Genomic DNA, 26,437 nt, shown 5'->3' on the forward strand with positions numbered 1-26,437 from the left:
TTCACTATAATACGATTAGCAGTCATACAAGTAATTAATATATTTAACAGGAGCTATAGACCACGTCTATGATCAACAACTACGAATTGTACAAAGTTTTCTACTGGGCAGCGAAAACGGGAAGCTTGACCCAAGCTGCCAAGGCGCTCTATCTCACCCAACCAAGCGTCAGCCATGCCATCAAACAGCTTGAAGACAGCTTCGGCCTCACTTTATTTTACAGGAATTCCAAGGGCGTCGAGCTGACGCAGGAAGGCACCATTCTGTATTCCTACATCGAGCAATCTCAAATCTTAATCACGATGGCCGAAGAGAAAATGGCCGCGCTCAAAAATTTGGATAGCGGCGAATTGCGGATCGGCGGAAGCGATTCGCTGTTTAAGCATTATTTGCTTCCTTATCTCGAAGACTTTCATAAGAAACATCCTTCTATCAAGCTTCATTTGAATCACGGAACGACACCTGAAGTTATCGCATTCTTAAAAGAAGGCAGAATCGATTTGGGCGTTGTTCGCATGCCGATCGTCGATTCCCAACTTGAAGTGAGAGAAAGTTTCCAACTGCAGGATTGCTTTGTGGCGGGTGCCCAATATACAGAGCTTAAGAATATGGTTTTAACGCTCGATATGCTGATGGAATACCCCGTCATCCTGTTTTCCCGGAATAGTCGCGCGCGAATGGCGATTACGGAAATCTTCCAAAGCTACGGCTATACGCTCAAACCTGAAATAGAGGTAGGCAGCGTCGATTTACTCATCGAATTTGCGCGGAGAGGCCTCGGTATCTCTTACGTAACGAGGGAATTTGTATCGAAGGAATTGGAAGAGGGTTCGCTATTCGAAATTCAATTAGACGTACCGCTACCCCCCTCTCAAGTCGGAATAATGACGATGCGGAACATGCCGCTTACTAGCGCGGCTCGCCGGTTTATCGAATTGGCTCAATAAACCTTTACTTCACATCAAAGACTGCCTTCATGGGCCTAATCGATTGGCTTCATGAATCGCATGGATGATACGTTGCGATGAGGGATGAGAACATTCGAACATCGCGTTCGCCTCCATTGACTCAACGATCATCCCTTTATCCAGAACAGCGACGCGATCAGACAGATTATTCACTGCCATTACGTCATGGGAAATAAACAAATAGGATAACCCTTTTGAATCCTTCAGTTCATTCAAATGCTGAAGAATTTGTTTCTGTACGATCATGTCCAGGCTGCTGAGCGGCTCGTCGAGCACGATTAGCTTAGGGTTAAGGGCGATCGCCCGGGCGATGTTGACACGTTGAAGTTGTCCTCCGCTCATCTGCCTCGGATTTTTGTCCAAATGTTCGGCCGCAAGTCCCACCGTTTCGAGTAATTCCACGATAATGCTTCGTTCTTGTTGCGCGGACAGTCGCTCGAAGTTCCTGAGCGGCTCGGCAATAATTTGTCTGACCGTCATCCGAGGATTGACCGCGGAATAACAATCTTGGAATACTACCTGAAGATTACGGCGAATTTTTTTGCGGGTATGACGGTCGGATCGGTACAAGTCTACCCCTTCGAAGCGGACGCTACCGCTGTCGGGAGGGAGCAGTCCAAGAATGATTTTACCTAATGTGCTCTTCCCCGCCCCGCTTTCTCCCAGTATTCCCATGCATGTGCCTGGCTCAACGGTGAATGAGACGTCGCTCAACGCCGATTTCGCAGGTTTGTTACGGTGGAACCAACTAGAAGTCCCGTACTTTTTAGTAACGTGATCCACGACTAACAAACTCACGATACCACCGTCTTTCTACCGCGATAGAGTATGGTCAATAAGAAAGTAATCGCGCCGATCATGCCAGCTACGCCTAACATGTCCGAATAGGAATAAGTATCCGCAACCCATCCCATGATGAAAGCGCCCGACGAGGTACCTAGATCCGCGGCGGCAATGAACCAGCCTATTGAATACCCCCTAACGCTCTCAGGGACGACAAAGGAAACATAGGTCGTTAACGTCGGATATAACAGGGATAACGCCAACCCATTAAATACGGCAGATAAGAGTAGTATCGGCGTAGTAAGAGACAGGGTAAGAAGTAAAGGCGATATCGTGAAACAACCGATTAGGATGACGATCAGCCACTTGGGGAAAGCCCCGCTCGAGGGGATATGTTTACGCCCGAAGAAACGGATAAAAATTAGGACGGCCGTCTCCGTCAGGAAATATAATGGAGCTGAATCATGCCCCAGACTGTCGAGATACAACGGCAAGAAAGTCGGCGCCACGCAGAAAACGATAGAGGCAAGCAGCATCACGACAGATGGGACGAGGATCGCTTTCATAGAACGCTTCTTAATCCCGTCCAGATCGGAAATATGCTGCGTTTTTTTCTCTTTCGGCGCATGATCTTTGATTTTACTGTACAATCGACTTCCGAATAAAATGTTGCAAATTCCTAGAGCCGCGAACATAAGCAACAGTTGGGTCATGGACACTTGGTCTTTCATGTACAATACGAATGCCGGAACGAATGTATAAGGCAGCATAGATGCCAGCGATAATAAGGACACTCCTTGCCCCCTCGCTTTATCGGACAGAAGATCCATAATAAGCAAGTGAACGGTCATCGAGAAAAAAGCCATAATCGCTCCCTGTATGGCCCTCATGACGGCAAATGCCCATAGATGCTCCATCGTATAGGAAGCAAGAACGATGGCGTTTAAGACCAGAGCTACCATGAAAATTTTTCTAGGTCCGAAACGGTCCACTACAGACCCGGCGAAGGGTCGCAGAAACATAGATACGAACATATAAGAACCCATGATAATACCGATCTCCGACTTACCCGCGCCTAGAGCTTGCGAGAAGAACGGAAGAGCAATAATGAGCATATGATTCGTCCCGTAGAAAATAAGGGCAACGACGTACAGCCATACGGCTTTATTCGAAAAAGGATTTTCTTTCACTGCAGTATTCAATTTGAGGTCGACTCCTATTCGTTCAGCTGCCTGCTAATTCCAATTGCGAGCGAACAGTCTGGCATCCAATAATAGCTTCGTATATTCGTGCTTAGGTCGAATGAACAATTCATCTACTGGAGCGATTTCGACGATCCGCCCCTCCTTCATTACCGCCACTACATCCGCTAATGCACCGATCACGTCTAAATCGTGGGAAACGAGCAAGATAGCCGTTTTGCCTTGTTTCTTAATTGCTCTAATCATCTCGATGACATTGTTTTTGTTCACGGGATCAAGCGCAGTCGTCGGCTCGTCGGCGATTAGAAGAGACGGGTTCAAAGAAAGCGATAGCGCGATCATAACCCTCTGCAACATCCCTCCGCTGAGTTCGAACGGATATTGTTGCATGACTTTCTCCGGATCTTGAAGAGTCATCTTCCCCAAAGCATCGATCGCTAGTCTTTTAGCTACTTTCATGCCCATCGGCTGATGGGCACGCAGCGTCTCTATGAACTGCTTGCCGATCGTGACAACGGGATTGAAAGCCGTCATCGGATTTTGCAGCACCAATGAAATTTCTCGGCCGCGGATTCCTCTTAATTGACGGGGCGTCAGAGCGGTTAACGATCTATCATTGAGTACGATGTTCCCTCTCGTCATCTTCGCAGTTGGAGGAAGTAGTCCCAAGATAGACATGCAAGTCATCGATTTGCCGCTTCCGCTCTCCCCTACGACGCCGAGAACTTGACCTGATCGGATCTGAAACGAAACGTTCTGAACGACTTCAGTCTTTTCCTCTTCCGCACCCTGAACTCGGATGCTGAGTTCATTGACTTGAAGAACTACGGGGTTGTTCATTAGCATTCACCTAACTTCCCTTTGCTTCCTTAGCCCATTTCGGCAACAATCTGGAAAGCCCTTTTCTTTCGCTCAAGGCTTCGCCGAGTAAATTAAGAATCGCCACCATGCAGAAAATCATAACGCCCGGCACGATCATCAACCTAGGATGGCTACGCAAAAATGATTTGCCTTCATTGATCATGGCTCCCCACTCCGGCGTTGGGGATTGTACGCCAAGTCCGATAAACGATAGAGCCGAGATGTCCATGATCACCCAGCCGATCTCAAGCGTAACTACGATGAACAGCGGCGGCAATAAGTTGGGAATGATATGTCGCGTCATTAACCGTAAGGTTGACGTTCCGGCAATTTTGGCTGCGGTAATATAGGTTTGCTGTTTAATATTTTTGACCAAGCCTCGGATAAATCGCGCGTAGTACACGGATTGTACAATAATTAAAGCAACGGCCATCTGCTTCCATCCGGCACCCCAGATGGCAATGAGACTGATGGCCAGGATCAGCGAAGGAATCGCGAGTATGGCATCGCATATTCTCATGACGAGACCATCTACTTTTCCGCCTATGTAACCTGCGAAACAACCGATAATCGTTCCGATAACTAAACACGAAGTCACGATCAACAAAGCCAAGCTTAAAGAAACTCGCGTTCCGTACAGTAACCGGGACAGCAAACAACGTCCCAATTGATCAGTCCCTAGCGGAAATTGCTTTGAAGGCCCCTCCAGCTTATGCATGAGATCGACGAAGTTAGGATCATTCGGAGCAATCAAAGGAGCAAGAAGCCCGGACAACACAATGATCGAGATCAACACCATGCAAATGGACAATACCTTATGCTGGCTAACGGTCCAACCGATACGTCTTATGCCTTCCAATCGCTATTCCCCCTTATTCGTCTTTTGCGTTAATCGCGGATCTAAGTAAGCTTGAATCACGTCCGCGGCCAAATTCCCGACGACGAATGCGATGGCCATAATTAACACATAGCTTTGAATGACGGGATAATCCCGATGATAGACGGATTCTAGGAAAAATCCGCCCATGCCCGGCATCGAGAAAATTTGCTCCACGATAACCGCACCCGCGAACAGTTTCCCCAAATTCATGCCTGCAGCCGTAATGACTGGTTTTATCGCATGACGTAGCACATGGTGGATGATTATTTTATACGTGCTTAAGCCTCTCGCCCGGGCATACAACACGAAAGGTTCTTCCATGCTTTCGAGAAGCCCCGCCCTTAGCAATCGAGAGTAGGTCGCGATGAGAGCGAATGCCAAAGTGAAAGACGGGAGCACGTAATGAATCCATGTATCGGCGCCTTGCAACGGAAACCAATCGAGCTTAACCGATAAAAAGTATAGGAGTAAGTAAGCGAGCCAAAATTGAGGTATCGATGCCCCGAGAAAAGCGAGAATTCGTGAAATATGGTCTATGATTCGGTTTTTGCGCAAGGCGGAAGCAATCCCGAGGGGAATGCTGATGACGAACGCGATGAATAAACTACTAACGGCCAACGTTGCGGTAATCGGTAGCCTCGCCGCGAGTTCCTTCGCCACAGGTAACTTGCTAAAAAACGAGATTCCGAAGTCAAAGTGGATTAATTGCCAAAGCCAATGCCCGTATTGCGACCAAAAGGACCTATCTAGTCCCAGTTCCGCTCGAACCGCCGCAATGGCTTGCTCCGTCGGCACGATATTGGAGACGGACAAATAAGCTTTTGCGGGATCTACGGGCGATGCTCTTAAAAGCAAAAAACAAACGAATGAGGCCCCCACAATTACGGGGACCATCATCGCAAGTCTATTCAAAACATAGGCAAGCCATCTCATTGAAAAAACACCTTTATTATTTTTGGATGTCAATCGTGTCGAACGGCGTTTCGTCGCGGTGAGCCGGGAATTTGAATTCTTTCACATAGTTCGGATAAACCGCGATATTCGTCAAATACGAGATCGGCAGGTACACGGCTTGCTCATGCAAGATAGTAAAGATGGACGTGTACAGCTTCTGGCGCTCTTGCTCGTCAACCGTTAATAACACATCTTTCATCTGTTGATGAAGTTCGTCCTTCATCGCTAAGCCTTGTTGCGATTCATAAATACCGTATCCTGGCTCGTAGTTGGTCGATACGAAATTATGCGGATCGTAAGGTGCGCCATAGGTTCCCCAGAACAAGAGATCGAAATCCGCGGTTTCCATACGCTTATTGCGAAGCTCTCTCTCGACCCCGGTCGTTTTCAACGAAACTCCGATTTGTTTCAAATCGGATTGAATGGCGGCTGCCATCGGCTTCTCAATCTGATCCGGTCCCATGTATACCAATTCGATTTCAAGCGGTTTTCCGTCTTTCTCACGAACGGACTTTCCTTCCGGAAGCGTCCATCCAGCTTGATCCAGCAAAGATTTTGCGGTTTCCAAATTATAATCATAAGGCTTCAGGCCGATATTCGCATACGGGAAGTTGCTCGAAATAATCGTATCCGCCATTTTTTCGACGTTATTCGTAACGCCTTCGACCAATGCTTGCTTGTTCACCGCATGTTGCAGAGCGAGGCGAACGTTTAGATCGGCGAAAGGTCCTTTGGAGCTGTTCACGATAAGAGCGCGGCTTGCAACTGGATCGGAAATCGCGGTTTCGAATTTACCGGAATCCTTAAGACTTACGAAGGAATCCAGACTAATTACCCCTTCGCCCCAGATCAGATCGATATCGCCTTTTTCCAAAGCGAGCACCCTGGCTTCCGCATCCGGAATGACTTTAACAACAAGTTTATTGATCTTCGGTTTCGTACCCCAATAGTTATCGTTACGAGTGAATACGGCTTGCTGATCTTTCGTATACTCCGTGAGAACCCAAGGCCCGGTCGTTATGGGACTTTTGATTTCATTAGCCGTGTTGCCGTCATCCGGGAAGCCCGCGGCACCTAGGAAGCGTAACGGACGAACGACAGCAAACTCTTGAAGAGCGGGATAATAACGGTTCTTCAAAGTAATTTTGAAAGTGTGGGCGTCTATCGCTTCCGTTTTCTCGATTTGGGCTATGACGCCCAACCAACTGTGCATGTCGCGGTTCGCAAGAATCGTATCGAAATTTTTCTGCACGACCGCGGAATCAAAATCCGAGCCATCCGAGAACTTCACGTTCTGACGCAAATGGAATGTGTATTCTTTGCCGTCTTCCGAGATGTCCCAAGACTCGGCTAATTTCGGAATGAGTTTTCCGCCTTCACCGTAGTCGATTAACGGCTCATAGTACATCCCTTGGGCGAAAAATTCATTAGGGGTATATTGGTGCGGGTTTAACGGACCGATATCTTTGGGCCAGGAGAGCGTCAACGTTTTATCGGCTACTGCATTTGCTGATTCAGAGGCACTCGAGCTAGCGGATACGCTTGCGGACGGGCTGCTTTCGTTTGTCTTGGAGTTGCAGCCTGCGAGAATAATTGTAAAAATAAGTACGATAAAAATGAAAGAATACTTAGGGGTGCCAGTTCTTAACACTGATTTACTCTCCTCGTTGTCGATCCTTTACGGATTCTTCTTTTAATATTGATAATGATTATCAACATCAATATGAATCCAAGAATATTACATTTGGAGAAATAAAACAAGCTATATTTGGTTATTTAATTGTACGATGACTTCAGTACCTATCCCCACTTCGCTCTCGATCCAGATTTTTCCGTTATGTTCATTAACGATCGATTTAGCTATCGGTAGTCCTAAACCTGTTCCTCCGGTCTTGCGATGTCTAGAGGAGTCCACGCGATAGAAGCGCTCGAATACATTCGAGATCTCCTCTAGTTCGATACCGATTCCGTAATCTTGTACCCTGATCTCAACATTCGTCGATTCTGTTTTCAAATGAATTTCAATTTCACGCTTACTGTATTTCAAGGCATTATCTATTAGTATGAGAAGAAGCTGCTTAATCTTGGTTAGATCTGCGTTAATCCATATTTCCCTATGTTTGGAGTGGATGATGATTCTCTGAGTGTGTAGCTTCTTTACGATCGAAGCGACCTGCTTACAACATGCCACTAAATCGAATTTCTCAATGTTCAGACTGTTGTTCTGCTGAGAAGATGCCAGATCGAGCAATTGCCTCGTCATTTTCCTCATTTGCTTGGATTCCTCGTATATCGCATCGATTGATTCTATCTGGATTTGCTTATCCGTAATGCCCCATCGACGAAGCATATTCGCATATCCTTCAATTATGGTTATCGTTGTATTTAGTTCATGAGAGGCATCCGAGACGAACTGCTGCTGCTTAAGAAAGCTTTCCTCTAATCGTTCCATCATCCGATTAAAGGTTTCCGTCATAAGGAAGAGCTCATCATTCGATTGACGTCGAAATGGAATTTTTTTGAATACAAGGCTGCTTTCAATTTCCCGCATCGTTAGGATACTGTCCGATATCGGTTTTAACAAGGTTCTGGATAGTAATGACGCTCCGAGGACGACCAGAATGACAGCTCCACCTGTTGAGAAGAGTAGAATCATGATCAGCAGGTCCGTTGTCGTTTTGAGCGATTCCATTTTCTCGACAATTTCAAATACGCCGATGACTTTGTCATCCGCTTGTATGGGCACTCTAACGACTAATAATTTCTGACCTTCGATATCGAGCAATTCGGAACCGTTCATGGACGTAAAATGAATCTGGTTAAGATCGATATCCTGTTCCTCTTGGTAAATCTGGACGACTTTCAAGTCGGGACTATAAATCCTGATTATCGAATCTTCGGGAAGATAGCTCTGCAGTTGATTTTCCTGCCCTGTGGACAAAATGGATCGAGGACCAATTTTCTCAATGATTTGCTCGGATTTATTCCGTAGTAAATCGATTTCATTGCGGGTTGCGATATGGATAAATAGCATGTAAACGACAACATCCACGCTTAATAAGATTAAAATAACAAGCGCGGATGTCAGTATCGTGAATTTAGTTCGTAGCTTCAACTGTCCATCTCCCTTACGGAGTAACCTACCCCTCGTATCGTGTGAATGATATGGGCATCGAAATCATGATCGATTTTCTTCCGGATATACCGGATATAGACATCGACTACATTCGTATCACCAACAAAATCGAAGCCCCAGACATGGTTGATAATCTGTTCCCTGCTCATCACTTGATTTTGATTCTCCAATAGGAACAAGAATAGATCATATTCTTTGGGAGTGAGTACTATCCTTTTTCCTCCCCTGATTATCTCTCTTGATACCTTGTTTACGGTGAGATTACTAATTTGTAGTTCCCTTGAAGCTGTCTTGATCGATGAATCAACAGGTCGGTTACGCAAGGCGGCTCTCATTCTGGCCAGTAACTCTTCGATTTCAAATGGCTTAGTCATATAATCATTCGCGCCTTGATCGAGCCCCGATATCTTATCTGGAGTTGTATTTCTCGCCGTCAATACAATAACCGGAGTTTGGGTGTCGATCTTCCTCAGTCTTCTTAATACTTCAATGCCATTTAACTCTGGAAGCATGATATCTAATATGATGAGCCCCCACTCTTCTTTTAGCGCTTTCTCAAGCCCGTCTCTCCCATTATCGGCTAGCGACACGGAATACCCTTCATGGGTCAGCTCCAATTCGAGCAGCCGAGCAATTTTATTCTCGTCCTCTACAATCAGTACATCGATGGACAACGGTAAAATCCCCCTTCTCTTGGTTATTATGAGTTAAGGCAGCTTAAATAAAACGGTTGTGATATTTGGATTTTAAATTCCAAAAAAAGCCCAAGCTTAAGCTTAGGCCATAATAAAATGATGGTTAGTCGTTTTCTGGCATGATCTTGCCCGTTGTCGCGTCGATTGTAAGCTCATGTATGATTCCAGCCGCATCTTTGATCGTTACGGCATACGCGGTTACGCCATCCTCTGTCTCAAGCTGAACGCTAGTCACGTTCCCAGGAGTTTTTTTAACGGCAATATCGATGATCTGTTGCTTACTGATTACGGGCGCTTGCGCTCCGTCATCGTTCACTTCTTGGTCGTTGTCTTGTTCGCCTTGGACGCCGTCCATTTCTTGGTCATTGTCTTGTTCGCCTTGCGCTCCGTCATCGTTCACTTCGACGTCGTTATCTTGTTGATCATGATCCTGCTGAACGGAATCAGTCGCGTCAGCAATTACCGGAGTAGCTGCATTCGTAGAAGGCAGTAACGATGCCCCCGCAATTCCTCCACCAACGAGCGCAACGGCAAGAGCACCGACCATTAATTTTTTGTTCATCGTTAATTCCTCCTAGTGTTGGTTTGATTACAGTCCCCATTGTAGATCTGGGCCCTGAGATTACTAGGTGAATAAGATTAGAATTCGATGAAAATTAAAATTTTAGTCGCTTGATGTGGCACTTCGTTTCTCAAGCATCCGTTGGTAAATCCCAATAGACACGGCTAACCATGTACCGCTCGCCAAATACCCTCCTATAACGTCGCTTGGATAATGGACTCCCAAATAAATACGGCTTACACCGATAGCTGCAATCATAATCGAACCGCTAACGATAAGAAGAGTTCTCGCAAGCGAAGTTCGAGCATGCTTCCACAACAGAAAACACAAGACGCCATAGAGGGTAAAGGCTGCCATGGAGTGACCGCTCGGAAAACTATATCCGTTCGCATCCACAATTCGATGCAAAGTTGGACGTGACCGATGAAATACCGTCTTCAATACTACATTTAACAAAGAGGAACCTACAACAACCCCAATAAAGAAGAACAATTCCCAGCGATATCGTAATACAGCATATAACACGATCATGATCATTATCGAAATGACCGTTATGGAAAGACCTTGTCCTATAAAGGTTAAAAACTTCATTATAGTCGTTAGAGTAGCGTTTTCCATTCCTTGTATGAGAGTAGTCCATTTGTTATCGAACGAAGAAATATTAGACTCGCCAATTAATATGGCGATAATCGCGAATCCGATCGCGCAAACGAAGCTTATGAGAAAGGATTTGGCAAAAACGCTTTTCAAGTGCATTCGCAACTCCTTGAACCAGATAGTTGATCAATTCCATTGTACCCCCCCTCCGCAATAAGAATACCATTGATCATGCATTCTCTATTCACACCGAATATAGGGTAACGTCAATAAGAGTCCCATGATGAGTTTCTCATCCTAATATCATAATCGGCGCAAGGGCATTGGGGGACAAGCGTTACAGATTGAACTAGTAAATCCCGGCAAAAAATGTTGTGTTAAGGTTGTTTCAGGTGATCAACACCCTACACAACTAACGCATTCAAGGGAGGACACTATGACTACAAATCCTAAAAACCGTTTAGGAAAATGGTTAATCGGTGCCACGTTAAGTCTTTCTATCGCTTTATCTGCAGGGACAATGTTCACGAATACGCATTCGGCCTATGCTGCATCTTCTTCTACCGCAGACAACGTGATTGCGACAGGCAAACAATTTTTAGGAGTACCTTATCAATTCGGAGCCAAATCGAATAAAACTAGCTCGTTCGACTGTTCTTCGTTCACGCAATACGTATTTAAACAGAACGGGATTAGCATCCCCCGTTCATCCAGACAGCAAGCCAATGTAGGTACATTCGTACCTAGAGATCAATTGCAACCGGGAGACTTGATATTCTCGGATACGAATCGGGACGGAGTTATCAACCACGTAAGCATCTATATCGGTAACGGACAGCTCCTGCACACGTATAGAGTCGGCATCGGCGTAACGATCTCGAAATTCGCCGGCAGCACATGGGACCGGACTTACGTGACAGCGCGTAGAGTACTCCCATCCAATGGACAATCTATCGTAGTCACTCCGCCGAGTACAGTTTCGAATCCGAACTCGCAACCGGGCAAACAACCGGTAAAACATCCTACTGCGACCCGTCCGTCGCACGACGATAATCAAGAAGGCGAGCATTAACATAGAAAAACCACATTTGACTTTACGTCAAATGTGGTTTTTCAATGGGGCAGATCGGTAACATCAGCACTTGTAACAATACTTAGGATACTTGCAGAATGGACCCAGATGGACATCAGAACGGATTTCTACATCTTCTTAATAAAGGCAATACTTCTTCAGGAGTCGCGGCTATGTCGGATATGACAACATGGTCAGGTTAATCGGCGTCTCCTGGTTTAACGTTAGCCGATGCGGACGATATCAAGTTCAGAATCCGTGACCGCTTAATGAATGACCCTGACATTACGGACGTTACATTAGGCATTGTGGAAGACAACGGGGTGCAAGATTGGGTGCCTGTTGGGAACAGGATAAATTAATGTCAATAACAGACGAGCGGTCTCCAATGATGGAGCTGCTCGTTTTTTTTCAGACCACTCATCCGCATACAGGAAGGCAACTGCGCAATCACTTGCTTGGTTGTATGAATATATTATTGATTATATTATTCTTTAACATTCATGGTGAAAGGAGTGACTCCTATTACAAAAAGAATTCCGATAGCCGATAAAATTTCATCTTCAGCCGTCTTGAAACGACCGAGCTTTTACCTATACCGCGATCAGAAGTATGGATTCAGCCTTCGGCTTCCCCGCTTGTGGAAGTTCTACACCGTGATTCGCGGAAGAACCAAACTGCAAGATGCGGAATACGGCGCGTTCTTCCTATTCAAATACAAAGGAAAATTGTATGAAGAAGCGTTAACCGTACTTGTATACCGGATGACCCGAAAGCAGTGGCTTAAATTATACGAGGACTCCCCCGTTATCTTCCTAGCCGAGCGCAACGGAAGAATTTATGCTTATACGGTACCGGAAGAGCTTCCTAGCGATTTTCTCGATAAAACGGGCAATGACTATGATTACAAAAAGTACGGAAAACCGATACGCCTGCTTAAACGAATGGTGAACGACGATATCCCGAAAATCGTCAAAACGCTGCGATTTATTTGATCATGAAAGGCCCTGGCGACGTTCGCCAAGGCCTTTTCACTTTACAGTTTTATTCAAGTTCCGCAATAAGTCCTGTATGGTAGAGAGGTTTGAGCAGGCAGTGCGCAGTATTCTTCCTGTTCGGGGGTATTCTCGTAAGGGTTCGAAAGAACCGCGAGCAACCGTTCCATTACGCTGTAATCTCCCTGTGTCACCGCGGCGTCGAGCGCCTCTTCTACTCGGTGGTTGCGTGGAATTACCGCTGGATTGCTATTCCTCATCAATTGATGAGATGCGGCTTTGGACTCCTGTTGTCTGACTAATCTTGCGTGCCAGAGCTCGTTCCAAGATACGAATTCCGCTGTGCCGAACATATCGTTTTCCTGTGATTCAGTCGCATCCAAGGTTAAAGCGACGAATGTATTGGTGTAATCCGCACGGTATTTTTTCATCATCTCGAGAAGGCTCTCGATCAGGGTTTCATCCTGCTGCTCTTCGTTAAAGATGCCCAGTTTGGCTCTCATTCCCGCGAGCCAGTAACGTTGATACGACCCTGTATATTCGGACAAGGCTTCCTCGGCGAGCGTAACGGCTTGTGCGTCGTCCTCATGCAGTAACGGCAACAACGCTTCGGCGAATCTCGCAAGATTCCACCCGCCGATATACGGCTGGTTCCCATAAGCGTAGCGTCCTTGTCTGTCGATGGAGCTGAATACGGTTGCCGGATCGTACGTATCCATGAAGGCGCACGGGCCATAATCAATGGTTTCTCCGCTAATCGCCATATTGTCCGTGTTCATGACTCCATGAATAAAACCGACGAGCTGCCACTTCGCGATCAGCGCCGCTTGGCGCTGAGTCACTTCCTGAAGCAGCTGCAAATATCGGTTATCCTTCTCTTCACTGTCGATTTCCGCGTAATGCCTCTGAATCGTGTAATCGGACAATGCCCGGAGTTCTTCGATTGTTCCCCATTGCGCGATGTATTGAAAGGTGCCGACGCGGATATGACTCGCGGCCACGCGCGTTAGTATGGCGCCTGGTTGTTCGGTTTCGCGTTGAATCGGCTGTCCGGTCGTCACTACCGCTAAGCTGCGGGTAGTCGGGATTCCGAGTCCATGCATCGCTTCGCTAATGATGTATTCGCGGAGCATCGGCCCTAGAGCGGCCCTGCCGTCGCCGTTACGGGAGTAAGGCGTTACGCCTGAACCCTTAAGTTGGATATCAAAGCGCTCGCCTTGAAGAGTCATCTGCTCGCCAAGAAGCAAAGCACGACCGTCGCCTAACCTGTTGAAATAACCGAATTGGTGCCCTGCGTAGGCTTGCGCTAGAGGATATGCCCCTTCGGGAATCCGGTTCCCGGCAAATACCGCAACTCCATCCGGGCTTTGCAGCGCTTGAGCGTTCAACCCCAATGACGCCGCTAACGGCTCATTAAGAACGGCCAAGCTCGGCGAGCTCACGGGGATCGGTATTAGCGGGGTAAACAATGATTGCGGCAGACGGGCATAACTATTATCGAAGTTCCAACCTGATTGCGGCAAGGCTTGATTGTCTTTCATAGGCTCTCCTTTCGGTCAGTCGCTCTTGTGTATTTTTTTCTAGCTTTAGCTTATTACGTATATCGTTTCCATCCGTCTTTGAATCATGCTTTGTTCGTCAATTGCACTCCTTGATTATAACATCACAATGATGAAAGCCCATATTTTAATGAATGTGTAACCTATCGCTTCTAAGGCAATAACCTATATAGACAAATGACTACTTAAAAAGCGGAGGTTATTGTATGGATCGTGGTTTTTTTCCAGGTGGCGGCTTTGGCGGCGGGTTCGGTCGACCCTTCTTTCGCCCGTTCCCTCATCCCTTTTTTCCAAACCGTTCCTTATTCCCGTTCTTCTTCTTTTCCCCTTTCTTTTTCCCTTTCTTCAGGGACGGGAAATCGGATGACATGGTTTTCGCGCAGCATTCGGCCCAAGCGGGTGACACGTTAGCTGCGGTAGGCCACAAGTATAATATCCCTCATGCCATTTTGGAGGAGGCGAATCCCCAGGTTTCTAATCCTAACCAACTGAAATCAGGCGAAATGATCTACATCCCTAGAATTTCTAACATGATGTGCCAGAAAACCTATACCGAAATGCCGGTTTCAGGGCAGCAAGCACAACCGATGATGTATCAGGGTCAAAGGGTATAACAAAAAAATGAGCCGCCAAATCCTCCCGATTGGCGGCTCATCTTTATCGTATGTTAAGGAACGGCTATCGTAATCTCCAACTCTTTAATGTAATCCCTTGACTCCTTGCCGTCCTTACCTTCTATATTCCATATATAAGGCTTGATGATAATCGCTTTCGGCATCGTTACAGGCCCTTCGTAATCTTGAGTCCCTTTAGATAAGTCTTTGTCTCCCACTGCAATAGCGCCGCCGCCGTAAATGTAATTGAATTCATTTCCGCTCTCATCGAAAAGCGCGTACCTCAAAAACCTTCGGCCGCTAAACAGATCTCCCTTAGAGCTATTGCCCAACAGAGTTACCAAATGAATCGTCGCGGGGGTTATTTCTAGCCTCTCGATACTCAAAGTGACCTCATCGTATTTTTTTACCTCGCTTGAAGTTAGGACGATCGCTCCCGGAGCGTTTTTCTCGATCGGGATCTTGAAATCGTATATGCCGTTATCGACGCCCTTGCGTTTAGCGATCCCAATGGATAACGAGAGCTCGAACTTGTCCGGGAACTCATAAGCTTGTTCCGTACTGCCATCGTAACCCGCGTGCCCCATATTAATAATCCGCAACAACGTTTTATCATCGATCCGTTTCGGTACTCCCATACTGAAGGAATAAGGTCCCTGCTCTCCATTGACTTTGGCTTTCACGCTGAACGTACCGATAACGTAATCCGGCAATTTCTTCTCGCCCTGAACCTTAACGACGGCGGATAATCGTGCCCCGTCGTACATCACATTGGAAATCGTAACGGTTCGTCCGGCCTTCATCAGGCTGTAAGTTTCCTCCGTTACCATGCCATTACGCGAAGCAGCTGCGAGACCTGCATCTCCGAATTGTTCATAGAGGCTATTGATCCATGGGATCTTCTTAAGCGTACTTGCCATGGCGGGCGAGACAACGCCGGAGCCGATCACTAGCCCAACTGCAGCGAGAACAGCCGCAGCTGACAGTCCGGCTCTCTTGAATCGCCGACGGCTCCGATACCGGCTACGAATCGAATGAATATCGACGGCTTCAAGCTGTTCATAGGTATGATCAAGCGATTCTCTTATGGTATCGGGTATCGGATCGGTTAATGAGTCCTTATGCTCATGTAGCGTATGAGTTAATCTATCTTGATTCATATGTGTCTTCTACCTCCTCGGAAAAGTCTAACCACCGTAACAGCTTCTCGCGTGCTCGATAGAGCCTGCTCTTGACCGTCCCTACCGAAATGTCCAGCATTCTGGCCACTTCCTTAATCGGCAAATCCTGCACATAGTGGAGTATCACGACAAGTCTCATCGGCAATTCCAAGTTATCGATGGCTTCGCGCAACTCCATGCCCCCGTAATCATCTGCCGCTGAATGCTTGTCCGGTATATTCGTTAACGACACTAAATGATCGCGCTGTTTCAACATACGATTGCATTTGTTTATTAGAATTCGAATCACCCAGGTTCGAAAAAAAGCAGGTTCCCGAAGCGAATGAATCGATTTATAGGCGCTCAATATCGTTTCCTGCATCGCATCCGCGCAATCCTCATCACGTTGCAGCATCTGCTTGGCTATCGCGTACATCGGGGATTCCAATTGCCGCATTAGCGTAGTGAATGCCTCTCGGTCTCCCTGTATAGCACGTATTACAACCTGAATGTCCATCCTCGCTAATCTCCCTCACGGTGGCTACATCTTCGCTTTCAGAAGCTGCTTTCATGTGTTCCTCATTTCGTAGACACTAATTAGATCACCCTTGCTTCCAAAAGGTTCCCTCAACGAAAAAAAAGAGAAAAAGCCGCCAAAGCCTATTAGGCCCGGACGGCTATCGGATTCAATTTTGCAATAGTTGATCGATTCGAGCTTTTGCGTTGTTCCAGTCCGTCATTAACGGGAAATCGTATTGCTCTCTCGCCTTCAGATTCCACGGATGGGGAATGCAAAGCACTTTTTTCCCCGCTTCTAACGCGGGCACCAGATTGTGAGGGCCATCATCGATCAGGAGATCGTAGTCGATCAAGTTTTTACGCTTGCAGGCAAAGAAGTTGTCGACCGGAATGAAAGGCATATGCTTCTGGAGCCAGTTCCACTTCTCCAAGATCGTCTTCGGCTGAGCTGCCGTAACGATTATGACGTCGTAGGCGTCGTGAAGTTTTTCCATTTCTTCAATGACGTGCTCATCGAACAAATCAAGCTCCTCATAAAGTCCGGGACGCCCGAAGAATACATCATGCGTGCTTTCCGGATGACGCAAGTGATCCGAGTTCCAATCGAACATTTCTTCATAACGGAGCGGATGAGTAGGGAATTCATTGTTATTATGATAGATAGCGCGCTTGACGAGATGGCATATCGTATCGTCCATGTCGACCGCGATGATTGGTTTTTTCATTCCTTTTCCTCCGCATTATGTTAATAACTTATCGAATCATCCATTCAATACAGACCGAGCAAGGCGGAATCCAAGATCCTCTATGCAAAATGAAGGATGGCTACGGCGTCGGCATGTCGCCCCGCAACCTCTGGCCTCTTCAGCCCAGCTCCCGCCGCGAAAAATTCGATAGGTGCCGTACACTGCCGGATCATATACATCCCAACACCACTCCCAAACATTTCCCAGCATGTCAAACAACCCCCATCCATTCGGTTCTTTTTTCCCAACCTCATGGACTTGCCCATTCGAATTTTGGTTATACCAAGCAATGTTGGCAATATCCCCGTACCTATATCCTGTCGTGTTTGCCTTACAGGCATACTGCCACTCTGCTTCTGTCGGAAGGCGATAACCGTCCGATTCCCAATCGCAAATGACTGCTTCACTATCCTCGCTGAAGGAATAACACTCCTTCAATCCAGCTTGCCGGGAAAGCAGATTACATATATAAATGGCTTCATTCCATGAGATATTCACGACCGGCTTTTGATTGTCTTCAACGGAAATCTGCGATTTCTCTGTAACTGCGCAATAAAGCTCCATAGTTACGGCATGTGGGGCGAGCAGGAACGGTTTGATGTCGGACTTCCATTTACGATTCGTTCTGTCATCTCTTAATTCGATTTCTCCCGCCGGAATAGGAACCATTGGATAATTAATCAACATAGATCACTCTCCCTTCATAAGCCTTGAGACATAATCCTCGCAAATATATCGATTATCTTTCTTATTCAAAGGAGGGATATTCGCAACTCTAAAGAAGCTTAGACCAACCACCATCGCCAACAGGCCGTAAGCTGCGCTTTGCGAATCCTCCACCTTCATATGCCCCATTTTGTTGCCATAGTCGAATATTTTCGCAATGCCGTGAATGTCTTGCATATAGCCCTTCGATACGACTTCTTGCAGGTTACGATCCAATACGGCTTTTGAGAAAAATTGAAGAAAAAGCTTGCCTTGATCTTCATAAGGGATGTGCATCTCTTCAACCCCCTCAAGATCCGATACATTGATTGCTCCCTGCGTATCATTGCTATAAGGAGGAAGGATGTTCTTCAGCGTGACCCCGATCATTTCCTCCGCAGGCATCGTATTCTGAATTTCTGAATTGATCTTCGAACCATAGTAAGCTAAGAATGCCTTAAAAGACTCAATCATCAAATTATCCTTATTCTTAAAATAATAAGTAACAACGCCCTTGGAGCAACCTGCAACCTCAGCTACTTTATCCAACGTCATGCCATCAATCCCATGCCTGCTAATGCAAGTTAGAGTAGCGTTGATGACATCCGCTCGGCGTTTAGGCTCCATTCCTACTTTAGGCATTTCTTGAGTTCCTCCTTATTAAACGATGTATATCTTACGGATATGTTTATTTATACCGAACAGTCAGAATAAATAAAACATATCGAATAGGAACCGTCCTGTCAAGTCAGTAGTCGACTTCACATGAAAAAACCCCGCCAACGAGCTGCGGGGTTTAACTATTCCTATAAGATTCTGTTAATAAGAAGCCGAATATTGTTCAAGTTCGGACGCTGGATCAAATTTCTCTTTACTCATGAGGAATGCCGCTAGCAGAGCAACGGCAGCCGGAATAATCGCCCAAGCAAAGGTATGAACGATGGACGAGGACAGTGCCTCCGTAATCTTATCAAGAACTTGAGCAGGAATGTTGTCCCTCGTATCCGGGGTCAAGATTTTACTCGGATCGCTTAGATCTACGCCTTCTGGCATTTGTCCTCCGCTACCGAACATGGAGGTCAATTTATTCGTAAACACATGGCTTTGAATAATCCCGAACACCGTAATCCCTAGCGTCATTCCCAGTTCCCGATTGAAATTAAGCGTCGAGCTGGCAGATCCGCGCTGCCTGGCAGAGAAACCATGAATGGCCGCATTGCTTAATACGGAGAACGATGAGCCGATTCCGAGACCGACCATAATCATGAAGATCGTAACCATGAAGCGCGAAGAACCGGTCGTTAACGTGGTGAGCAGCGCAATACCGATAACAAGCAGCGTTAATATCGGGATCATGATGGAGCGATAATTAAACTTGGCAAGAAATGCACCGCCACCCGCGGCAGTAACGACCGATCCGAGCATCATGGGAAGGAGAACGAGCCCCGAATTCGTCGCCGATCCGCCTAATACGCCTTGGATGAACACTGGAATGTAAATCGAGGCAGTAATAAATGCAGCACCGCTAAAGATAGCCATGATATTACTCGTTGAGTAAAGACGGTTCTTAAACATACCAAAAGTGATGATTGGTTCTTGAGCACGACGCTCGATATATATAAATCCAAGGATAAGTACCGCGAAAGCGGCGAACAAACCGATAATCATGCTGGAATCCCAAGCATATTCTTTACCGCCAAGCTCGATCGCGAACATCAAGCACAAGATTGAAGCAACAAGCGTAAATGCGCCTAGATAATCGATCTTCTGTTTGGAATGTTCGACGGACTCTTTGTAAAAGAAAATAATCATCAGGAGTGCAATGAAGCCTAATGGTAAGTTAATATAGAAAATCCAAGACCAGTGGACATAATCTGTAAAATAGGCTCCGAGTAGAGGTCCGAAAATACTGGAAAGACCAAATACGGCTCCAAACAAACCGCCCATTTTCCCCCGTTTATCCGCAGGTACCACATCGAACATGATCGTGAACGCGATAGGCATAAGTGCGCCGCCGCCAATCCCTTGAATCGCGCGATAAATACTCAGCTGTACGATACTTTCTGCCGTACCGCATAGTGCTGAGCCGATCATGAATACGATAAGACCGAATATAAAGAAACGCTTGCGGCCATACATATCCGATAATTTACCGAAAATCGGCATACCGGCCATTTCAGCTACCATATAGGCAGAAGTCACCCACATGAGTTTGTCGAAGCCGCCCAGGTCGCCGACGATCGTACCGATTGCCGTTGCCGTGATCGTGTTATCCATTGAAGCCATTAGAATGGCCAATAACAATGCTCCAAGAATTACGCCCATATTATTTCCCTTTGCCATCTTTAATAATTCCCTCCACTTTGTCGCTTTCCCAACTATCCAATATCTTGATTGCAAAGTATCTTGATAATCAAGATAATAAACATCTTAACGAGAAAGGCAATATTTTGTCAAGCGATCAGCACGATCAAACAAACTCCACTAATGACAAATCTTCAACGTGAACCTAATATGAATCCCTATTTATTGCGTTGAACAATAAGAAACCGCCAAATTTCATTTGGCGGTTTCTTTTCACGTCAATAACAATTTCATGTGGAGTTTCTCATCGTTTTATCATAATCGGCATTTATGATTAGGGAGACAAGTTCCGTGCGCTTATTGGTAAATAGTGCAATAAAAAGTTGTGATATGGTTATTTCGGCAGGTCAGCACTACAAAAACTTATCTACACAGGAGGACATCATATGAATACTATTACGAATCCGAAATTCCGTTTTGGCAAGTTTCTTGTAGGTGCGACGTTAAGCCTTTCGATCGTCTTCTCTGCAGGAACGATGTTCGCGAGTACGAATTCGGCTTATGCAGCCTCCAGTTCTAATTCAATCGCAGACAATATAATAACGACCGGTAAACAGTTTATTGGCGTACCTTATCAATTCGGAGCCAAGTCCAACGTTACCAGCTCATTTGATTGTTCTTCATTCACGCAATATGTATACAAGCAGAACGGAATTACCCTGCCCCGCTCGTCCAAGCAGCAATCGCAGGTAGGTACATTCGTTCCGAGAGACCAGTTGCAACCGGGAGATTTAATATTTACGGATACGAATAAAGACGGAGTCATCAATCACGTGAGCATTTACATCGGCAACGACCAACTCCTGCACACTTATAGGGTCGGAATAGGCGTTACGATTTCGAAATTCTCTGGCAGTGCTTGGGACCGGACTTACGTAACGGCCCGCAGAGTACTCCCATCGAATGGACAAGCTAACGAGGCGACGACGTCGACTAACGTTACGAAACCAGATCAGGGCTTAACTAAACCTGTGGTTGTTAAGCATCCAAACGGAAACCGTCCGGCGCATAGATATCATCAGAATTTCGGGCGCCACTAATCCTAAATTAATAAAATTGAATATCGTTTAAATAGCCTTGAGGCGGCTAATTCATACCATGTAGCCGTCTCTGGCTACCCATGTGAAGGAATCATTCAGATGTGGGCATCTTACCCTTTTGGGTTAGTTCGATTAACCGTTATCAAATAGTTGTATTTACTCGCGTGTTTCAATTCATCCAAGATAATTCCATAAACAGTGTCTTTGTATATTCCTTGAGGCAATCCAAACCAAATTTTTCGATATTTTTCAACTGCGGACAACTCCCCCATTAAGGCCTTCTGAATACCCTCGTCGAAGGATCCCACTCGCTGGAATTGTTCATTGCTAATTCCCGTAATATCCTGGCCGGTAACTTCCTTGTAGATAGCTCGGAACATTTGATTATGTCCACGTTCGTCATCACGTATTGAAGCTATGATAGAGGCCTGTTCGGAATTGGGAGCTAATCGGATCAATTCATCATAAAATAACTCGTCATTCCTTTCGCCTTGGACTGCCTCGGCGATTAATTTTAGCGCTTGTGGAAAGGATGTTGTCCAAATCGGCTCAAATCTTGTTCTAAACCAATAAGGGTTAATCATGTACATACAATATCCTCCCTAATTTTCAACTTATCACAACCAGAGTATGAGCAGTTGCCCAGACTGGTGTCATAAAGTATGAAATACCTCCCATTTGGCAACAGCTTTAAATAAAACTAGAGCGAGGCTAATCAATGGGAATTTGGGAAACGATACTGAGAGCCATATTGTCTTTTGTGTTGATGATGATAATTGCACGTATTCTGGGAAAGCCAACCGTTGCGCAAATGACCTATCACGATTTCGTAGCATCCGTAACCTTGGGCGCAATTACCGCTAATCTTGCTTTTAATGACAAGATAGCCATATGGAAACTGGTTTTGTCTGCCATTTCCTTCACGGCAGTCGCTTATTTTCTAATGTACGTGGCCATGAAAAACAGAAAACTTCGAACTTGGATCTCGGGAAAACCGACCGTGCTCATTCAAGAAGGCAAAATATTGGAAAAGAATATGAAAAAACTCAAAATTACGCCAGATACCTTGAATCAGGAGTTAAGAGAAAAAGATATCTTCAATATTCAAGAAGTCCAATATGCCGTACTCGAATTAAACGGTAACATTTCCGTCTTGCGCACTCCCGAGAGTATGGCCGTGACCAAGAAAGACATGAAACTGAACGCTAGCTCCAAGCAAGCGTTTCCCATTGAATTAATCATGGACGGTAAAATAATAGAAAGTAACTTAGAAGAAAACAACCTATCTAAAGATTGGTTACGTTCACAAGCCAAAAAGAAAGGACTTCTAATGAATGACATTAATTATGCCGTAATCAGCTCTGATGGAACAATCTATTGGGACGAGCTTAATGATCGAATTCAGAATCCGATTGATCAAGAATGATATGAATTAATAATTATTTCATCTTTGCCATCTATGATTGGTGTATTCATTAGATGAGGTGATAAAGATGAGATTCAATCGAGCTATATTCATGCCTGCTCTATTCGTAATGGCAACAAGCCTAATCCTGATTTTATATTCATTCATTGGGGTTACGCATGGGACTGGTCCAAGAATGGAACAAGGAAACGAAGAACTATTCAAAACTTTAGGAACCATATCCGTCTTTATCGCGGCAGTCAGTTATGCATGGCTTCGGATGAAAAAGAAGAGAAGATCCCACTCCCAGTTCGTAAAATGGCTCGTCAAAGGCTTTGACAAACTGCACCCATATGCTGGTTATACAGCCCTTCTCCTCATTGCCGCCCACGGAATCTATTTTCTAACCCAAACCATCGTAAAAAAAGATACTTACACGGGAATTGCAGCATTCTTATTGCTGTTGACCGTTGGCATTTACGGTTATCTAATCAGGCGAGTGTCAATTAAACATATTCGGAAGATTCATTTCTCATTAGCTACGGCTTTTGCTCTTGCTGCCGTAATCCATGCAGGAGGTTCGGCAATAATTGCAACGCTCAGTACGATTGCATTCTGGGGTTTCATTGGGTTGCTGGAACGTACGGCAAAAAATTAACTTTCAGAACATTTCCGAAAACAGGACTTGTTCGACGTTCTTTAGTATGAGCTCTTTAATCTTCGGGTTAAAGTCTGCGGGTAATTCCGTCGGTTTGAAAAACCGGACTTCCGTTCCTTCTTCCCCGTCCGCTTTCAAACATCCACCGGTTATCTCGTTAGTTATGAAAGCAATCGTCACCGGATAATATTCATCGCCGTTGGCTAGCCTCACGAAATGTTCTTCGCCGGAAAATACGCCAATAAGCCTCATATTTCCTAGCCGAAGACCCGTTTCTTCGGCTATTTCCCTTCTCCCCGTATCCTCGGCCGATTCCCCCAATTCCATAAAACCGCCCGGAATCGCCCAAGTCCCATCTCGTTTTCTCTGAAGCAGCAATTCATACTCATCGTTGATGACAAGAACCGCTACCCCTACAAGGATAATCGGCTTGTGTCCGACTAATGCCCTTAGTTCCTCGATGTAACCCATACGAATACCTCCTCCATATCGAATCCGATAACTTCATAATCATCATCATCATTATGGGATTGGATAATAGGAAGATAAATAGAAAGGTTCGTATCGATAATTTCCTATTTTATTTCAAATCCTTCATCTTCTCGTCCAGCAACCGAAAAGCTTCTCTCAAGCGGTCTTTTGGAATCGATTCATACCGATCCCCGATGTTCACTTCGTAATAACAAGTCGATTCGCTCGTCGCTTGGACGAACGGAGCAATTCCTAATCCCGTTTGTTCGTAAATCGCGATAAGTACCGACTCGAGCGATTCCTTAGACATGTCCGCATGGACATGGAACATATTCGACACCGGCTGCAACGGTTTCGTCGATATGCCTTGGCATTCGTTGAACAAGGCCGCGAGTTCAACGGACTCCCGATAATATTGCGCCATCTTCGGTATTCTTTGTTCGAAATAGAAGTCCGAGCTGAGGATATACGGATACAGGCTTATTAAATCCCCGCCGTGCCTTCTCTTCCACACTTTCGATAAGGAAGTGAACGACTCTTCGCCGGCGAGAACGGCTCCCGCGATGCCTCCTATTCCCTTGTAGAAGGATACGTACACGCTATCGAACAGGCCGCAAACCTCCGCGGCCGTTTTATCGTAATAGGGTAATATCTCGAACAGCCTGGCGCCGTCTAGATGTAACTTGATTCCTTTAGCCCTGCAGTGTGCGGATATCGCTTCCAGCTCTTCGTATGGCGGTAGCTGGCCTCCAATCTCGCGTTGCGGCAATTCCAGCAACAGGCTCGCGATCTCGTCTTGCATCCCCACTACGTCCTCGAGCCGAATCGTTCTTTCCTTATTGGCTAGCAACACGGGTTCGATGTGGTGAAGCTCCTGTAAACCGCCTTCTTCATGAATCTCAAGATGGCTTAACGGATGGTAAGCTACCTTCTTGATCCCTCTTTCGTCGCACCATATTCTCAAGGCGATCTGCTGCGCCATCGTTCCGCTAGGGAAGAAGACGGCGGAAGATTTACCCAAATATGCCGCCATCTTATTCTGAAACCGTTCGATGACATTGCCTTTGCCATACATATCGCTGTCCATATTGCCGTCGATTCCATCTAAGGCATCCTTCAGGACTTGAATGTTTCTCTTGCCATTCCCTTGAATTTTATGATCAGTGTTATTGTAGGCGTCTAGTAGTGATATCTTCTCGCTCATCTGGGTTGTTCTGCCCCTTTCAAATATAAAACCGTAATAATTAATGTTATTAATGAACACTTCTTGATCTCATTGTACCAAATCCGCAGCAAAGCCGAAAAGGAGCAGGGACTAGCTCCTGCTCCTTTCATTAACAACGCGATATTTAAAGCCCCAGCTTATTTCCCTTCTCCAGACGTTGAATCTGTTTCTCGCCACTGTCAGCCAATTCCCGGAACTGATTGATCGTTTCGCGCATTTTTGGCAATGCTTCCTTTTTATAAGTGCTTATAGAATCAAGAGCGGCCAGCACATCCGTAAAAGCCTGCTTCAACGTATCTACCGAGATACTCGTTTCAATGGATTGCTTATGAATTTCCGCCCCTTGTTCCTTCAACATTCTGGACGTGCCTGCAATGAGTTCGTTCGTCGTTTGGTTCAACAGCTCGATTTTCTTCAATACGATCTTCTGATTGTATAGTGCGCTAGCTACGGTCACGGAAATCTTCAATGCAGAGATCGTCACGTTCTTGGCTCTGTCTACCCCTCGTATCAATTCTTTGTTGTTGCGGATAACGACTTCGATAGCCATAATCCCTTGTTGATTAACGACCAACATCTGCTGCAAGTCCATCACTCGTTGCCGTAGAGGGAACAACACTTCTTCGGTAATAAAACGGATTTTATCCGCATCTTCGTTCCGTAGCTTCGCTGCTTCGACCTGCAATTCGATGGATTCGTCCATCATGACGCCGAGTTGAATTTCCTTCTGCAGCTTCTTGGTTAACTCCCGGAGCGTCTGTTGCTCAATCTCTAGCGTCGTATTATCGTTCTTCAGCGTCGTTCTCCCCTTGTCTAAGGAGACGACGATATCCGCGATGACAGCGTCTGCTTTCTGATATTTCAAGAAGTACGCGCGTAGTGGATTGAACAGCTTGCCTAGAAACCCTCTCTTGGCAAAATCAACAAGGCTCGGGTCCAAATCCTTCAATTGCGTTTGCAGCTCGGAAAGGCCTTTCGCCACTTGTCCCCCCTCGTCTCCCGTTTTCGAGAGATTTCCTACCGAGACTTGAAGCAACGTATTTTTGTCGGATGAGGATTTCATAGTGTTCAGGCCGAAAGCTTCGATCGATTGCAATATTTCTTTACGCTTTTCCAGCGATTCCATATCCATCGCCAAGATCGTTGCCACATTGGAATCCGCGATCTCTTTGAGTTTGGCGACTTCCTCGGGTACCGGTTTAACTTCTTCCTCGATCACGGCCTTAATTTCATCTTCTTTCGCAATCTCCATCGAAAAAGACATCG

General features: G+C 45.9%; 28 protein-coding genes and 1 pseudogene. 8 read left to right on the forward strand and 21 right to left on the reverse strand.

What is annotated here, in order from left to right; translation table 11 throughout:
• The first annotated feature begins 68 nt into the window (after positions 1-68).
• Positions 69-947: a LysR family transcriptional regulator gene (locus tag L3D05_RS13130; protein ID WP_239616511.1), complete on the forward strand. Its 879-nt coding sequence runs from the start codon at positions 69-71 to the stop codon at positions 945-947.
• 27 nt (positions 948-974) lie between these two features.
• On the opposite strand, the gene L3D05_RS13135 is transcribed toward L3D05_RS13130, so the two are convergent.
• The 10 genes from L3D05_RS13135 to L3D05_RS13180 form a co-directional block, all read right to left on the reverse strand.
• Entirely contained in the window at positions 975-1,766 is a 792-nt protein-coding gene (locus tag L3D05_RS13135) for an ABC transporter ATP-binding protein (RefSeq protein WP_239616512.1), read from the reverse strand.
• The gene (gene cntE / locus L3D05_RS13140) at positions 1,763-2,953 is read right to left on the reverse strand and encodes a staphylopine family metallophore export MFS transporter CntE (RefSeq protein ID WP_239616513.1); all 1,191 of its coding nucleotides are present in this window, start codon (positions 2,951-2,953) and stop codon (positions 1,763-1,765) included. The genes L3D05_RS13135 and cntE overlap by 4 nt, the downstream gene beginning before the upstream one ends.
• Positions 2,954-2,986: 33 nt before the next feature.
• Positions 2,987-3,793, reverse strand: a complete 807-nt coding sequence (locus L3D05_RS13145; RefSeq protein WP_239616514.1) for an ABC transporter ATP-binding protein — start codon at positions 3,791-3,793, stop codon at positions 2,987-2,989.
• Positions 3,794-3,803: 10 nt separating this feature from the next.
• Positions 3,804-4,673, reverse strand: coding sequence for an ABC transporter permease (locus L3D05_RS13150; RefSeq protein WP_369417973.1), 870 nt, complete (start codon positions 4,671-4,673; stop codon positions 3,804-3,806).
• 3 nt (positions 4,674-4,676) lie between these two features.
• On the reverse strand, positions 4,677-5,627 hold the full coding sequence (nikB, locus tag L3D05_RS13155; protein ID WP_239616515.1) for a nickel ABC transporter permease: 951 nt from the start codon (positions 5,625-5,627) through the stop codon (positions 4,677-4,679).
• Between the two features lie 16 nt (positions 5,628-5,643).
• Complete coding sequence (gene nikA, locus L3D05_RS13160) at positions 5,644-7,299, reverse strand: nickel ABC transporter substrate-binding protein (RefSeq protein ID WP_239616516.1); 1,656 nt, start codon at positions 7,297-7,299, stop codon at positions 5,644-5,646.
• Between the two features lie 111 nt (positions 7,300-7,410).
• Positions 7,411-8,763, reverse strand: a complete 1,353-nt coding sequence (locus L3D05_RS13165; protein ID WP_239616517.1) for a sensor histidine kinase — start codon at positions 8,761-8,763, stop codon at positions 7,411-7,413.
• Positions 8,760-9,458, reverse strand: coding sequence for a response regulator transcription factor (locus tag L3D05_RS13170; protein ID WP_239616518.1), 699 nt, complete (start codon positions 9,456-9,458; stop codon positions 8,760-8,762). The genes L3D05_RS13165 and L3D05_RS13170 overlap by 4 nt, the downstream gene beginning before the upstream one ends.
• 124 nt (positions 9,459-9,582) lie before the next feature.
• The gene (locus L3D05_RS13175; RefSeq protein WP_239616519.1) at positions 9,583-10,041 is read right to left on the reverse strand and encodes a PepSY domain-containing protein; all 459 of its coding nucleotides are present in this window, start codon (positions 10,039-10,041) and stop codon (positions 9,583-9,585) included.
• A gap of 102 nt (positions 10,042-10,143) precedes the next feature.
• On the reverse strand, positions 10,144-10,797 hold the full coding sequence (locus L3D05_RS13180) for a phosphatase PAP2 family protein (protein ID WP_239616520.1): 654 nt from the start codon (positions 10,795-10,797) through the stop codon (positions 10,144-10,146).
• A 277-nt stretch (positions 10,798-11,074) separates the two neighbouring features.
• Between L3D05_RS13180 and L3D05_RS13185 the strand changes: the two genes are divergently transcribed.
• From L3D05_RS13185 to L3D05_RS13195, 3 genes and pseudogenes are all read left to right on the forward strand, one after another.
• Positions 11,075-11,710 (forward strand): C40 family peptidase, encoded by a 636-nt coding sequence (locus L3D05_RS13185; protein ID WP_239616521.1) that lies wholly within the window; start codon positions 11,075-11,077, stop codon positions 11,708-11,710.
• A 215-nt stretch (positions 11,711-11,925) separates the two neighbouring features.
• Positions 11,926-12,072: pseudogene (locus tag L3D05_RS13190) on the forward strand (cation diffusion facilitator family transporter); the annotation flags it as partial.
• A 294-nt stretch (positions 12,073-12,366) separates the two neighbouring features.
• Positions 12,367-12,705 carry a hypothetical protein gene (locus L3D05_RS13195; RefSeq protein ID WP_239616522.1) on the forward strand — a complete coding sequence of 113 codons (339 nt, stop codon included), beginning with the start codon at positions 12,367-12,369 and terminating at the stop codon, positions 12,703-12,705.
• Between the two features lie 53 nt (positions 12,706-12,758).
• Here the strand turns inward: L3D05_RS13195 and L3D05_RS13200 are convergent, their stop codons facing one another.
• Positions 12,759-14,246 carry a protein adenylyltransferase SelO gene (locus L3D05_RS13200; protein WP_239616523.1) on the reverse strand — a complete coding sequence of 496 codons (1,488 nt, stop codon included), beginning with the start codon at positions 14,244-14,246 and terminating at the stop codon, positions 12,759-12,761.
• A 224-nt stretch (positions 14,247-14,470) separates the two neighbouring features.
• Here L3D05_RS13200 and L3D05_RS13205 point away from each other — a divergent pair, with 224 nt between their 5' ends.
• Positions 14,471-14,878, forward strand: a complete 408-nt coding sequence (locus tag L3D05_RS13205) for a LysM peptidoglycan-binding domain-containing protein (RefSeq protein WP_239616524.1) — start codon at positions 14,471-14,473, stop codon at positions 14,876-14,878.
• Positions 14,879-14,931: 53 nt separating this feature from the next.
• On the opposite strand, the gene L3D05_RS13210 is transcribed toward L3D05_RS13205, so the two are convergent.
• From L3D05_RS13210 to L3D05_RS13235, 6 genes are all read right to left on the reverse strand, one after another.
• Entirely contained in the window at positions 14,932-16,038 is a 1,107-nt protein-coding gene (locus L3D05_RS13210; RefSeq protein ID WP_239616525.1) for a DUF4179 domain-containing protein, read from the reverse strand.
• Positions 16,025-16,555, reverse strand: a complete 531-nt coding sequence (locus L3D05_RS13215) for an RNA polymerase sigma factor (RefSeq protein WP_239616526.1) — start codon at positions 16,553-16,555, stop codon at positions 16,025-16,027. The genes L3D05_RS13210 and L3D05_RS13215 overlap by 14 nt, the downstream gene beginning before the upstream one ends.
• A gap of 169 nt (positions 16,556-16,724) precedes the next feature.
• Positions 16,725-17,282 (reverse strand): 5' nucleotidase, NT5C type, encoded by a 558-nt coding sequence (locus L3D05_RS13220; RefSeq protein ID WP_239616527.1) that lies wholly within the window; start codon positions 17,280-17,282, stop codon positions 16,725-16,727.
• A 36-nt stretch (positions 17,283-17,318) separates the two neighbouring features.
• Entirely contained in the window at positions 17,319-17,990 is a 672-nt protein-coding gene (locus L3D05_RS13225) for a formylglycine-generating enzyme family protein (RefSeq protein ID WP_239616528.1), read from the reverse strand.
• A 3-nt stretch (positions 17,991-17,993) separates the two neighbouring features.
• A complete protein-coding gene (locus tag L3D05_RS13230) occupies positions 17,994-18,650 on the reverse strand; it encodes a TetR/AcrR family transcriptional regulator (RefSeq protein ID WP_239616529.1) in 657 nt (218 codons plus the stop codon).
• A gap of 177 nt (positions 18,651-18,827) precedes the next feature.
• Positions 18,828-20,351, reverse strand: a complete 1,524-nt coding sequence (locus L3D05_RS13235) for an MDR family MFS transporter (RefSeq protein WP_239616530.1) — start codon at positions 20,349-20,351, stop codon at positions 18,828-18,830.
• A gap of 407 nt (positions 20,352-20,758) precedes the next feature.
• On the opposite strand from L3D05_RS13235, the gene L3D05_RS13240 reads away from it, so the two are divergent.
• Positions 20,759-21,412 carry a C40 family peptidase gene (locus L3D05_RS13240; RefSeq protein WP_369417974.1) on the forward strand — a complete coding sequence of 218 codons (654 nt, stop codon included), beginning with the start codon at positions 20,759-20,761 and terminating at the stop codon, positions 21,410-21,412.
• A gap of 110 nt (positions 21,413-21,522) precedes the next feature.
• On the opposite strand, the gene L3D05_RS13245 is transcribed toward L3D05_RS13240, so the two are convergent.
• Entirely contained in the window at positions 21,523-22,002 is a 480-nt protein-coding gene (locus tag L3D05_RS13245; protein WP_239616531.1) for a ferritin-like domain-containing protein, read from the reverse strand.
• Between the two features lie 128 nt (positions 22,003-22,130).
• Between L3D05_RS13245 and L3D05_RS13250 the strand changes: the two genes are divergently transcribed.
• Together L3D05_RS13250 and L3D05_RS13255 are read left to right on the forward strand one after the other, a co-directional pair.
• Entirely contained in the window at positions 22,131-22,838 is a 708-nt protein-coding gene (locus L3D05_RS13250) for a DUF421 domain-containing protein (protein WP_239616532.1), read from the forward strand.
• A 175-nt stretch (positions 22,839-23,013) separates the two neighbouring features.
• On the forward strand, positions 23,014-23,475 hold the full coding sequence (locus tag L3D05_RS13255; RefSeq protein ID WP_239616533.1) for a hypothetical protein: 462 nt from the start codon (positions 23,014-23,016) through the stop codon (positions 23,473-23,475).
• 3 nt (positions 23,476-23,478) lie between these two features.
• Here the strand turns inward: L3D05_RS13255 and L3D05_RS13260 are convergent, their stop codons facing one another.
• The 3 genes from L3D05_RS13260 to L3D05_RS13270 all read right to left on the reverse strand — a co-directional run bounded on the left by L3D05_RS13260 (position 23,479) and on the right by L3D05_RS13270 (position 26,435).
• On the reverse strand, positions 23,479-23,946 hold the full coding sequence (locus L3D05_RS13260; protein WP_239616534.1) for an NUDIX hydrolase: 468 nt from the start codon (positions 23,944-23,946) through the stop codon (positions 23,479-23,481).
• 109 nt (positions 23,947-24,055) lie between these two features.
• Entirely contained in the window at positions 24,056-25,150 is a 1,095-nt protein-coding gene (locus tag L3D05_RS13265; protein ID WP_239616535.1) for a threonine aldolase family protein, read from the reverse strand.
• A 145-nt stretch (positions 25,151-25,295) separates the two neighbouring features.
• Positions 25,296-26,435, reverse strand: coding sequence for a toxic anion resistance protein (locus L3D05_RS13270; protein WP_239616536.1), 1,140 nt, complete (start codon positions 26,433-26,435; stop codon positions 25,296-25,298).
• Between the last annotated feature and the right edge of the window lie 2 nt (positions 26,436-26,437).

The sequence above is a fragment of the Cohnella mopanensis genome, assembly GCF_022352055.1.
Lineage (GTDB): Bacteria > Bacillota > Bacilli > Paenibacillales > Paenibacillaceae > Cohnella > Cohnella mopanensis.